Below are 12,160 nucleotides of genomic sequence, written 5' to 3'. Positions count from 1 at the left end.
AATGAACCTTTACGCCTTTAAATCCGACAATGGCTACCTGAAAATAGCCCAAGACGGCTCCTACACCCTGGTCGGCATCAATAAAGCCAGTGTCTATGACGACAGCCGGCTGGACAGCCTGAAGGACCAGCTGACCGCCCTGAAGCCCGAGCTCAAAAACCTGAGGATCGTTAAACTGGTGCTTGAGGAAGAGGATTATTTTTGGGCGTAAAAAAAGGACCGCATAAGCGGTCCTTTTAGCTTTTATCCTGTGCGATTCCCCTGAATCCCTTTTGTAAGAAAGAGTCCGGCGTATACGGTAAGCATAAATGGCATGTAATTGGCGCTCAATCTCAGAACACCCATGTATCTGAAAAAGAACAGGAACACGTTTGGCAGGAAAAAACACCCCAGCGAGAGGCCCAGGCAGATAAGTCCGGTCTTGAGGCTGATTGGTTTTTGAGGTATTAAAACCGCGTCTGATCCAGCGATTAACTCCACCGCGCTGCCAAACAGGCAAAACTGAACCACATTGAGCATTGTATAAACAGAATAATTTATTTTTATTCTGAACAGCTTATATTCCAGCAGCCCAATGAGAAACATTAGTACGAAAAAGAGGGCACAGACTGCCAGCTTCATTATCTTTTCCTCTTCATTATGCCCTTCACGGCCGGCCGTCAGGCCGAGAAACAGCAACAGCCCCCCAATTGCCAGGAACCAGCTCGTAAGGCCGCTCGCAGCCCACCGATTCATTTCCACAAACCAGTCCCCGGTGTTCTGTGGCATCATGCCCACAAGCTTTGTGAAAAAGACACTCATCAAAAAGGCCGTCAGCGCGCCAAGGAGGTAGGCTTTGGACAGCCCAATACTTCTCACACCCACGCCCCGCGCCAAAAGCCCCAGCCCAAAACCAAGGCCCCCCCACTGAATGACAATGAGCACCTTCTTTAGCACCCTTAAAAACAGGTTGGCATTTCCAGCACCCACCAGATAACGCCCCGCCGCGTCCATCAAAATCATGAATACAATCCCGCCCAGCATCAGCAGCACCGTTGATTTTCCTTCTTTTTTCATGGCTTTCCTCACACAAAGAACCCAAATCAAATGTCCACAGAAGTTTATCTTTATTATATCATATTTTTACGGATAAAAACAGTTACGGCAATGTAGCTTACTTTTCCTCGCTTTCTATATGCAAAATCAAAAAAGACCCGCCTCACCCTAAGGTGAAGGGGGCCGGCAGCGCTGTCAGTCGTTTCGTTCCCGCACAAAGAACCGGATGGGTGTGCCATCAAAATCAAAGGTCTCCCGGATTTTGTTTTCCAGATAGCGCTGATAGGAAAAGTGCATCAGCGTCGCGTCGTTGACAAAGACCACAAAGGTCGGCGGATTGACGCCAGTCTGTGAGGCGTAGAAAATTTTCAGTCGGCGGCCGCTCTTGGTTGGCGGCTGCTTCATCATAATAAATTCTGTCATGGCTTCGTTGAGCTTACCGGTGGTAATGCGTTTTTCCGTCTGACTCTTGACAAAATCAATGGTTTCATAAATTTTGCTGACCCGCTGCCCGGTTTTGGCCGAGATAAACAGAATAGGCGCATAGTCGATAAAAGACAGCGTATCCCGGATTTCCCGCTTCATCTTATCCATGGTCTTGGTGTCCTTTTCCACAATGTCCCATTTGTTGACAATGATAATGGACGGCTTGGCGCGGTTGTGGGCAATGCCGGCAATTTTGGCGTCCTGTTCCGTCACACCCTTTTCCCCGTCGATCAGCACCAGCACCACATCGCTCCGGTCAACAGCGGCAATGGCGCGCACAATGCTGTAGCGCTCAATATCCTCATAGATCTTCTTTTTCTTCCGCAGCCCCGCGGTGTCAATGAGGGTGTAATCCCGGCCGTTAAAGCGCACTTCGGTGTCGATGGCGTCACGGGTAGTGCCGGGTACGTCGCTGACGATGAGCCGGTCATGGCCCAGCATTTTGTTGATCAGGGTGGATTTGCCCGCGTTTGGCTTTCCGATCACCGCGATTTTCAGGTTATCATCCTCCTGCTCGTCCTCATCATAGACTTTCTTAACCCGCTCGATCACCGCGTCCAGAAAGTCGCCAAGACCAAGGCCCTGCTCGGCAGAGATCGCCATGGGCTCGCCAATGCCCAGATTATAAAATTCAAAAATATTGTTTTCCAGCTGCTGGCTGTCCACCTTGTTAACGGCCAGCAGAACGTTTTTGCTGTGCTTACGGATCATGTTGGCCACCTCCAGATCAGAGGCGGTCATGCCCTCGCGCCCGTCCACCAGCAGCACGATCAAATCTGCCATGTCAATGGCCAGCTCGGCCTGGACACGCATTTGCAATAAAATATCATCCTTGGTGTGGGGCTCGATCCCACCGGTATCGATGAGTGTAAAATGATGGTTCTGCCACTCCGCATCCGCAATGATACGGTCTCTGGTAACGCCGGGCGTGTCCTCCACAATGGCGATGCGCTCGCCCACCAGCTTGTTGAACAGGGTGGATTTGCCCACGTTCGGGCGTCCCACCACTGCGACAATCGGTTTTGCCATAGTATTCCTCCTTAATTCATCGCTTCCAGAAAGGCCGCACCGTCCACTGGGACAATGCGCACCTCTGCCTGAAGCGCCTTTTCAATCTCTTCTGTTGTCAAATCGTCCAGCAGGTCATGGGTATGGCTGCGGACCATGTTTTCCGGGATCAGATAACGGTCTGCCCCCTTAGGGACCTGCCGGATAATGTCCTGTCCTGTGACCAGCCCGGACACGGTGATGTCCTCGCCGAAAAAATCGTTGACTACTGGGTAGACAGCAGGCTCCGCTCCGCAGACAGGGCGCACCTTGCAGGCGCAGTCCCGCATAAAATCTGCGGCCAGCCGCCCGGTGATAATGCCGACCTTTTGGGGTACGTCGTTTCGCCGTATCGCGCGGGCTTCGCTCAGGGCAGCCTCCAGGCTTTCCTTAAAATCTGTCATCATACCCACACCGTTTTCGATCTGCGGGAAACCGTCGTAGTAGACGGAATCCGGCAGCGTCTCACCGGCCAGCAGGAAAAACTCATCGCTGGCGTAGACAAAATTTGTACCATACCGGCTCCGCATCTGAGCCTGAATATCCCTGATGATGTCCAGGGTCTGTCTGGCGCCCTCCGCGTCAAATTTATGGAGCTTTGCCAGCCCCTCACGGTATTTGGACAGGCCCACAGGCACTACGGACACAGAGGCCATCTGCGGATAAAAGGCCATCAGGTCCTTCAGCGTCCGTTTCAGCTCATGGCCGTCATTATAGCCTGGGCACAGCACAATCTGCCCGTTCATGCCAATGCCGTTATCCGCAAAATACCGCAGGGATTCCATGATCGACCCGGCAAAGCGGTTGTGCAGCATGGCGCACCGCAGTTCCGGGTTAGTGGTGTGCACCGAGATATTAATAGGCATGATCCGGTAGCGCACAATGCGCTCTATTTCCGCCTCGGTCAGGTTGGTCAGGGTGACGTAGTTGCCCAGCAGAAAGGACAGGCGCTCGTCGTCATCCTTGACGTACAGGGTTTCCCGCATTCCCGGCGGCATCTGGTCGATAAAACAGAAAACACAGTTGTTTTTGCAGGTTCGGGTTTCCAGCATGTTTTCGTCAAACACCAGCCCCAGATCCTCCTCAAAGTCCTTTTCCACGTCCAGCTCCCAGATCTCGCCGTCGGGCTTTTCCACCTCGATCATCAGCTGCTCATCCGCCTGCAGATACCGGTAGTCCATAATATCTGCCACAGGCATTCCGTTGATGGTGAGCAATGTGTCGCCTTTTTCAATTTCCAGTTCTTCAAAGATGCTGCCCGGGGCAACACCCTCTATTTTAAATTTACCCACTGTTTTTCTCACTTAATCTATTTTTCTTCTATATTCAAGGCCTTCGTCAAAGGCCTGCAGCGCAGTTTTTTATTATATCATACTTTCCCCTTATTTGGAAAGCTTAGTTTTGATTCCCAGCCATAAAACGATCGATAATTTCCTGCCGTTCTTCTTTCAGCCCCATATAAAAATTGGCAAAGGTAGCATTCAGATAAGGCCCCACCACGATGATGGCAATGCCCAGCGTCACAACGACCAGGAGCCACCATCCGATAAAGGTCAGGCACAGAAGAAAATATTCCAGCTTGTAATCCCGCATCATCAGCTTGCTCAGGGTGATGGCGTCCATAAAGGACAGCGTCTCATAATCGTTCAGCAGGTAATAAGTCTGGGAATAGCTGATGGCCGCAATAATCCCAGGAATAATGAGCAGCAGCGCCCATAAAAAGGTCAGGATGCCCATGGCCAGACTGGCTAAAAAACACCTGCCAAAACGGTTAAAACCTGTAAAAAGATCTGCCACTCCTGCCTCCCGGCCGTGGTACAGGTTCATATAAAAACGCGAGGCCCCGTAGGACAGCGGTCCTGCCAAAACAAAGGATACGATGTTTGAAACCCGGTCATAAACTTCCGCGTTTAAATCCACGTTAAAAATCACTTTTTCCAGCAGGAGCATGATGGTCGGTACTCCGGCGATGGCCAGCCATGTGATGAACATGATCAAAACAGCCGCTCCCCAGTGTCCCTTGAGTTGTACCTTAGCGGACAGTTTCATGTCCTGACTTGTCATGTTTCTCATTTATTTCTCCTTATTAGGCGCACTCACAGGTTTTTCCTGAAATGCGGACAGCTCACCATGCACAGACCACAGACCGAGCCGCGGCCAATGTGCTGATAAGCTTCCTTCATATGCTCGCTGCAGCTGTGGGCGTCTAACAGATAGCTGCGCTCCATACCCGGCTTCCAGAGCTTTCCCTCGATGGACATGGACGGACAGGCCTTCACACAGGCCTGGCAGCTGCCGCATTCGCTCTCCGCTAGGACTGCCACAGTATCAAGCGGTGCGTCGGTCAGCACCGTTCCCAGCCGCACTGCGGGGCCGTAATCTCTGTGGATGAACAGGGCGCTCTTACCAATCCACCCCATGCCGGCAAGGACCGCTGCAGTTTTGTGAGCGAATAGCCCCCGGTATGGGTTTTCGCCCTTTACAGAGGGCAGCGACTGGGAGGCCGGAACAGCCAGCGTCATCGCACCCCCTTCCTCAAGGGCCAGTGCCACCCTCAGGGTAATCTCGTCGATCAGGCGGTTGACAATGCGGTAATGGCTGAAATAGGTGGCTGTGGGCGCGTCCTCTATCTGGGCCAAAATCCCCTTAGAAAGGCGCACCACCACCGACACGGCGCCGGGATAGCCCAGGTTTAGCCCATTCTCCAGGCTGCTCAAATCCGCAAAGCCAACCTGCGCCGCCCCGAGCCCCTTTCCCAGAGCCTCTATTTTTTCATTTAATGGATTCATAAAAATCTTCTCCTTTTACCACATTTGTTTTTAAATCTATGCTATAATGATAGGGTAACTTCAATTTTTCCAAGGGAGGTTCATCGCGTGCTTAACACTCAACATCAGGCTGAAGATAAGCTTATTATACTATACGTACTCAATAAAATCAAAACCGGCATCACCCGCGAGCAAGTGGCCTTTATCATTATTGAAAACCTGCAAATGAGCTATTTTGATATTCAGCTCTACATCGACAACCTCATCGAGGATGACTTTATTCGCTTGTACCAGATGGATGATGATAAAACCGTGGTCGCCATCACCGCCAAGGGGCGGGAGACCCTGAATATTTTTGAAAAGGACATTCCTGCCTATATCCGTGAAATGCTGGAGCTTTATATTTCACAGAACAGGGACCGCATTTTCAGAGAGGTCAAGGTCATCGGCAACTACATCAAAAATACCGACGGCGATTACCAGGTACAGCTCAAGCTCCATGAAAACAACATTGTCCTGATGGAGCTGAACATCAACACGCCATCCCAGAAGCAGGCGCTGAATATCTGTGACAACTGGAAAAATGACACTCAGAACCTTTACGCTTCCATCATCAAGCTGCTCACCCAGAGCTCTTAGCCTGAATAGAAAAGCCCGCAGGCATGTATTGTCTGCGGGCTTTATTTTTATTTATCCCGGTGTACAAATCGTCCGATAAACTTGGTGATTTCCACAACCACCAGCGGCGCCAGTGACGCGGCCACAATGATCAGCCATTCCTGAGGGTTCAGGAAGGTCACGCTGAACAGCGGGTGGGCGGCCGGTATCAGAATGACGGCCAGCTGCAGGACTGCCGAGATCAGAATCGCGCCCCACAGGTACCGGTTGGTGAAAAACTGTCTGCTGAACACGGATTTGCTCTCAGACCGGACATTGAGCACATGGGTCAGCTGGGATAAACCCAGAACCGCAAATATCATGGTACGGCCTTCGTCCAGGCCAAAGTGGGCGTATCCATAATTAAAGACAAACAGCGAGATGGCTGCCAGCACAACGCCCTGGAAAATAATACGTCCGCCCAGTCCGTGGGCAAAAATGCTTTCCCTGGGATCTCTCGGCTTCTTTTCCATAATGTCGTCATCGTTCTTCTCAACCCCCAGAGCCAGTGCGGGCAGGCTGTCCGTTATCAGGTTGATCCATAAAATGTGCACAGGCAGCAAAGGCTGAATCCAGCCGATGAGCGTGGCGATAAATAAAATCAGGATTTCGGCGATATTGCAGGACAGCAGGAAGTGGACTGCCTTCTTGATGTTCTCATAAATCCCACGGCCTTCCTTGACCGCAGAGACGATGGTGGCAAAATTATCGTCTGTCAGAATCATTTCAGCCGCCTCCTTAGACACATCAGTGCCCGTAATGCCCATGGCGCATCCAATATCGGCCTTCTTGAGCGCCGGAGCGTCGTTGACCCCGTCGCCGGTCATGGCGACCACCGCGCCTTTTTTCTGCCAGGCGTCCACAATCCGCACTTTGTGCTCAGGCGACACGCGGGCATACACAGCCACATGGTCGATCTTTTCCTCAAGCTCCGCATCCGACATGCTGTTGAGCTCTGTGCCGGACAGGGCGACGCTGTCCTCTCCATAGATATCCAGCTCCTTCGCGATGGCGACCGCAGTGTTCTTGTGGTCTCCGGTAATCATAACGGTTTTAATGCCAGCCGTATGGCACTCATGGATAGAACCCTTAACCTCCACGCGCGGCGGGTCGATCATACCCGTCAGGCCTACAAAGGTCATATCATTTTCCAGCTCTTCCATGGTCACGTCAGGCTCGCTGTCATAGCGTTTATAGGCAAAGCCCAGCACACGGAAGGCATCGTCAGACAGGGTTTCATTGGCCTTTTCCACCTCAGCTCTGGCTTCTGCGTCAAATGGCATGGCCGCACTTTCATAGGGGATGCTCCCCATTCCTTTGAGGTAATTTGCACAACGGCTCAGCAGCACATCCGGCGCGCCCTTGGTGAAGCTGTAATAATGCTCACCGTCCTTATGCACGGTGGTCATGAGCTTGCGGTCCGAATCAAAGGGGATTTCATTGACCCTTGGATATTTTTCAAGATACTCGTTCTTCTGATAGCCCAGACTGGCCGCATAGGCCACCATGGCCACCTCAGTGGGATCACCGATCTCCTTCACGCCGCTGTCGTCTGTAACAATGGAAGCGTCATTGCAGAGCAGGCCGATCCGCACGACCAGGCGCTCACTGTCGGTAAAGCCATCATCCTTGATATCCTCGGCGCTCACAATCCCGTCATTGGCATAGACCTTTTTGATGGTCATCTTATTCTGAGTCAGGGTCCCTGTTTTATCTGAGCAGATCACCGATGCTGCGCCCAGGGTTTCGACCGCGGGCAGTTTTCTGATAATGGCGTGCTTAGCCACCAGCCGCTGGGTGCCCATGGCCAGCACCACAGTAACGATGGCGGGCAGGCCCTCTGGAATAGCCGCCACAGCCAGGCTGACAGCGGTCATAAACATTTCCAGCATATCGCCGCCCCGCACCAGGCCGATAAAAAAAATCACAATGCACGCGCCCAGACAGCCCACTGCCAGGATTTTGCCCAGCTCTGTCAGCCGTTTCTGCAACGGCGTCTGCATGGATACCGTGCCCTGGATCATGCCGGCGATCTTGCCAATTTCTGTGTCCATGCCGGTCTTCGTCACAATGAATTTCCCGCGGCCGTAGGTTACCGTGCTGCTCATATAAACAGAGTTGAGCCGGTCGCCCAGCGGCGTCTCGGGGTTGCTCAGATCAGCGAGGTTCTTCTCAACCGCCACCGATTCCCCCGTCAGGGCAGATTCCTGTATCTGCAGGGCTGCGGCCTCGATGAGCCGGCCATCCGCAGGCACATTGTCCCCGGCGTCCAGGTAGACTACGTCCCCAGGTACCAGATTCTCGGCTTTAATAACTGTCTGTACGCCGTTTCGCAGCACCTTAGCTTCGGGTATGGTCAGCTTTTTAAGCGCCTCCATGGAGTTCTCAGCCTTATTTTCCTGTACCATCCCAATGACGGCATTGAGGATAACAATAATTAAAATTAAAATGGCATCGCTGATTTCCCCCAGAAAACCGGATATGACCGCGGCAGCCACCAGTACCAAAATCAGAAAATCCTTAAACTGCTCTAAAAACATCCGCAGCAGTGATTTCCGCTTTCCCTCGGCCATTTTGTTCTTTCCATAGGTCTGCTGCCGCACAGCGGCCTGGGCGTCGCTGAGCCCGGTGCGCACGTCGGTATCATAGACCTTCTCGGTCTCCGATACGGATAGTAAGAAAGATTCCCTTGACTTATTGCTTTCTTCGTTTGTCATTCTGTCCTCCTTGAATTATAAATAAAAAGACCCTTATCTCTAAGTTACCCCGCCTGCCCAAAGACAAACGCGAAATTAGAAATAAAGGTCTTACTCTCAAGTATAACGCTTGATGCTTAGCCGGAGCGTTCGCTCGAAATGACGACTAAGCAGCTCCTTAATGGTTGAGTTACTCCCCTTCAGGGTGCTTTTATTTAATTAATTTATTCTATTTTAGCACTTTAACCACAGGAAGTAAAGATAAAATCTAGTCAAAAACGGATTCAGCGTCGCATTTTGCAAAGAAAGCTTTTATCCTTTACTCGGAATGCTTTCTCTGTAAAATGCATCTGCTTCGTTATTCGTATCTCAGCGCCTCAATGGGGTCGAGCTTGGCGGCTTTATTGGCCGGGTAGTACCCGAAGAACACGCCGATGGCCATGGAGAAGCCCACAGCTAGAGCAATGGAGCCAAGAGACGGCACAACCGTAGTTTTGAGCAGCAGGCCGCCGAGGGCGCCAAAGCCCGCACCCAGCAGAATCCCCAAAATACCGCCGATAATGCAGATAATCATAGATTCGACCAGAAACTGTATGCGAATTGCACTGTTGGGGGCTCCCAGAGCCTTGCGCACCCCGATTTCCCGTGTACGCTCGGTAACAGATACCAGCATGATATTCATAACCCCGATACCGCCGACCAGCAGCGATATGCCCGCGATAACCGCGATGGCCATAGATACCTGCGACATGGCAGTGTTCATTTCCTTCATGATGCTTTCCATACTCTGAGCCTCTACCTTGCTGTTGCTGTTTTGAGGATAGAATTTATTGAAATAGGCTGCTGCTTTGGTGGCAAGCTCTGTCGAGCTGACGTCCGGCGAGGCCATGAGCATAATCATGCTGTAGCCCTTGGTCGTATCATTTGTAATATTTTTGGCTGTCGTGTAAGGGATATAAGCGGTCGAACGGCCGCTGCCGCCCATCGCCACCATCATGGCGCTCTGGGTCGCGTCCTCCATGGGATCCTGATAAACCCCTACAACGTAAAAGCTCTCGGTTCCATAGGTGGTTTCCACCTTTATCTCTTTACCGATAGGATCGCTGCCCTCGCCATACAAATTCTTTTTCATGATACTGGAAATAACAATGACGTTCTTCTCACCATCGGTGTCCCGGTCGCTGATGGCGCGTCCCTGGACAATCTTGATGTTCTCAACCGTAAAGTAATCATGGTTAACGCCAGTAATTTTCATCTCCTGCTGCGGAATCGCGTCGACGGTTTTGGCCGCCCCGACGTTATTGCTGATCTCAAGGCCTTCAATCTCATCACCGTAGCGCTCTCTGAAGCGTTCGATCATCTCATCGGTGATGTTGTCCTCGTCGCTGTTAGAGTAGGTGCCGTCCACATCCTTAGGCATAACGTACAGCTGAATGTTACGGCCACCCACGTTGGAGAGTGTCTCGTTCAGGGTATTGGACATGGCGTCGCCAAGGGAGGTGATGGCAATGACCGAGGCGATCCCGATAATAATCCCCAGCATGGTCAGCAGCGCCCGCATTTTGTTGGCGCGCAGCCCTTCCAGGGCCAGTTTAATATTTTCAAGCAAATTCATGGTGCCGCTCCAATCTCACTCCGGTGCCCGCACGGGTGCCGACGATATTGCCGTCGCTCAGGGTGATAATCCGCTCAGTTTCATCGGCCAGCTCCGGATTATGGGTGATCAAAATAATGGTTTTACCCTGCTTTTCATGCAGCTCGTGAAAAATATCCATGACCATGCGGCCGGTTTTACTGTCCAGCGCGCCGGTGGGCTCATCTGCCAGTATAATGGATGGATTATTGGCCATGGCTCGGGCGATGGCGATACGCTGCTTCTGTCCGCCGGAAAGCTCGTTAGGACGGTGCTTGGCACGGTCCGACATATCCACCAGGGCCAGCAGCTCCTCTGCCCGCTCCCGGCGTTCCGCCTTGGGCATGCCCGCGTACAGCATGGGCAGCTCCACATTATTGAGCGCCGTGGAACGCGGAATCAGGTTAAAGGTCTGGAACACAAAGCCGATTTTCTGGTTACGGATCTTTGAGAGCCCGCTGTCCTTAATGGTGCTGACGAGCAGCTTATCCAGATAATACTCGCCTTCTGTGGGCCGGTCAAGAGCGCCGATAATATTCATCAGCGTGGACTTGCCTGAGCCTGATGCCCCGATAATGGATATAAACTCGCCCTCTAAGACTTCCAGATCAAGACCATGAAGGATTTCAAGCTCATTGGGCGAACCCACATAGAAGCGCTTCACAATGCCCTTCATCTCAATGATCTTATTGCGCATTGGTGTCTCCTTGAGCAGTATCTGCCTGGGCTGTGACGCTGTCACCGTTCTGCTGCAGTGTGACAGAATCGCCGGCCTTAACCTTGTCGATGTCGGTGATGATCTGCATGCCGTCTGTCAGCTGGTCGCCTGAAATTTCAATGGCAAAGTCCGTTTCTGTCCCGGTTGTGACAGGCACCTCCTTCACAGTGTAGACGCCGTCCTTGGGGTCGGCGGCTACCAGCACGCAGCTTTCATTGTTCGCATTGGTGGTCAGCACATCAAAGGGAACGCTGTAAACGCCGTTTCTTTCCTCAACGATGATATTAAGGCGCGCTTTCATCCCGATCAACAGGCCGCTGATGTCAGAATCAATGCTGACCCGGGCCTCAAATTCCGGATTCTGGCTGCCTGTAGAGGCGGCAGCTGTCGCCCCGGTGCCGGAAGCACTGGACTGCCTGACAGCCGTAGGTGCAATGCTCTGCACGGTGCCAGTGTATTCCTTGTCCCCGGTCGCGTCGGTTTTGATGCTTACCTTCATTCCCGGCTGTACGGTTCCCACATCGGCTTCCTTGATGTTCGTGACCACACGCAGGCTGTTGGTATCCTCAATGGTAAAGAGCACACCGTTGGCCGGAGCGCCATTCTGGGCGTTAATGGCCGTCACCGTACCGGAGGTCGTGGCTTCCACACGTTCCCAGGTATCGCTTTTTTCATCGTACAGGCGGCAGAGACGGTCGCCTTTTTCAACCCATTCGCCCACCGATACGTCGATATCCCACACGGGGATACCAGTCATATTGCTGATCTGCTCTACGTAGGTGCTCTCAACCGTACCATTGGTCGAGACTGTTCTCTGAAGGTTGGTCTTCTCAAGTGTCGTGGTTTTGACAGCGGCTGCCTGCGGCTGGCTGGTGCGCGTACAGGCCCAGACGCCCAGCGCTACGACAACGACTGCCAGTATGACAAGCGTAATAATGATACTTTTTTTCTTATTCATGGTGCCTCCATTATTTGTTTTGTTGTGAATCATTTTAACATAAAAACATGAAGAAATTCGGGATGAATTCTAAAGATTTTATTAATATTTTCTATGTAATCGTGCCTCATATGTTCTTTTTGCGGTGCAAGGTTGAAAAACAACCTCAAGCCGTACAGGGCC

At 51.9% G+C, this 12,160-nt stretch carries 11 protein-coding genes; 2 read left to right on the top strand and 9 right to left on the bottom strand.

Features of this window, described 5'->3' with window-relative positions; translation table 11 throughout:
- Position 1 precedes the first annotated feature (1 nt).
- Positions 2-211: a hypothetical protein gene (locus tag CPZ25_RS01425; RefSeq protein WP_096919442.1), complete on the top strand. Its 210-nt coding sequence runs from the start codon at positions 2-4 to the stop codon at positions 209-211.
- A gap of 32 nt (positions 212-243) precedes the next feature.
- On the opposite strand, the gene CPZ25_RS01420 is transcribed toward CPZ25_RS01425, so the two are convergent.
- The 5 genes from CPZ25_RS01420 to CPZ25_RS01400 form a co-directional block, all read right to left on the bottom strand.
- Positions 244-1,056 carry a hypothetical protein gene (locus CPZ25_RS01420; protein ID WP_096919441.1) on the bottom strand — a complete coding sequence of 271 codons (813 nt, stop codon included), beginning with the start codon at positions 1,054-1,056 and terminating at the stop codon, positions 244-246.
- A gap of 174 nt (positions 1,057-1,230) precedes the next feature.
- On the bottom strand, positions 1,231-2,550 hold the full coding sequence (gene der, locus CPZ25_RS01415) for a ribosome biogenesis GTPase Der (protein ID WP_058694958.1): 1,320 nt from the start codon (positions 2,548-2,550) through the stop codon (positions 1,231-1,233).
- A gap of 11 nt (positions 2,551-2,561) precedes the next feature.
- Positions 2,562-3,860, bottom strand: coding sequence for a DUF512 domain-containing protein (locus tag CPZ25_RS01410; protein ID WP_243129331.1), 1,299 nt, complete (start codon positions 3,858-3,860; stop codon positions 2,562-2,564).
- 103 nt (positions 3,861-3,963) lie between these two features.
- The gene (locus CPZ25_RS01405) at positions 3,964-4,641 is read right to left on the bottom strand and encodes a DUF975 family protein (RefSeq protein WP_096919439.1); all 678 of its coding nucleotides are present in this window, start codon (positions 4,639-4,641) and stop codon (positions 3,964-3,966) included.
- Positions 4,642-4,664: 23 nt separating this feature from the next.
- Positions 4,665-5,357, bottom strand: coding sequence for a 4Fe-4S double cluster binding domain-containing protein (locus tag CPZ25_RS01400; protein ID WP_096919438.1), 693 nt, complete (start codon positions 5,355-5,357; stop codon positions 4,665-4,667).
- A gap of 87 nt (positions 5,358-5,444) precedes the next feature.
- Between CPZ25_RS01400 and CPZ25_RS01395 the strand changes: the two genes are divergently transcribed.
- A complete protein-coding gene (locus CPZ25_RS01395) occupies positions 5,445-5,975 on the top strand; it encodes a DUF4364 family protein (RefSeq protein ID WP_074616098.1) in 531 nt (176 codons plus the stop codon).
- A gap of 47 nt (positions 5,976-6,022) precedes the next feature.
- Here the strand turns inward: CPZ25_RS01395 and CPZ25_RS01390 are convergent, their stop codons facing one another.
- The 4 genes from CPZ25_RS01390 to CPZ25_RS01375 form a co-directional block, all read right to left on the bottom strand.
- Positions 6,023-8,710, bottom strand: a complete 2,688-nt coding sequence (locus CPZ25_RS01390; RefSeq protein WP_096919437.1) for a calcium-translocating P-type ATPase, PMCA-type — start codon at positions 8,708-8,710, stop codon at positions 6,023-6,025.
- A gap of 337 nt (positions 8,711-9,047) precedes the next feature.
- Positions 9,048-10,304: an ABC transporter permease gene (locus tag CPZ25_RS01385; RefSeq protein ID WP_058694963.1), complete on the bottom strand. Its 1,257-nt coding sequence runs from the start codon at positions 10,302-10,304 to the stop codon at positions 9,048-9,050.
- Positions 10,291-11,019: an ABC transporter ATP-binding protein gene (locus CPZ25_RS01380; RefSeq protein WP_058694964.1), complete on the bottom strand. Its 729-nt coding sequence runs from the start codon at positions 11,017-11,019 to the stop codon at positions 10,291-10,293. Before CPZ25_RS01380 ends, CPZ25_RS01385 begins: the two co-directional genes overlap by 14 nt.
- The gene (locus CPZ25_RS01375) at positions 11,009-11,998 is read right to left on the bottom strand and encodes an efflux RND transporter periplasmic adaptor subunit (protein WP_167495133.1); all 990 of its coding nucleotides are present in this window, start codon (positions 11,996-11,998) and stop codon (positions 11,009-11,011) included. The genes CPZ25_RS01380 and CPZ25_RS01375 overlap by 11 nt, the downstream gene beginning before the upstream one ends.
- Positions 11,999-12,160: the final 162 nt, after the last annotated feature.

It is taken from the genome of Eubacterium maltosivorans (assembly GCF_002441855.2).
GTDB lineage: Bacteria > Bacillota > Clostridia > Eubacteriales > Eubacteriaceae > Eubacterium > Eubacterium maltosivorans.
Note: the sequence above shows the minus strand (reverse complement) of the source record. Positions and strands in the feature narration are given on the sequence as shown.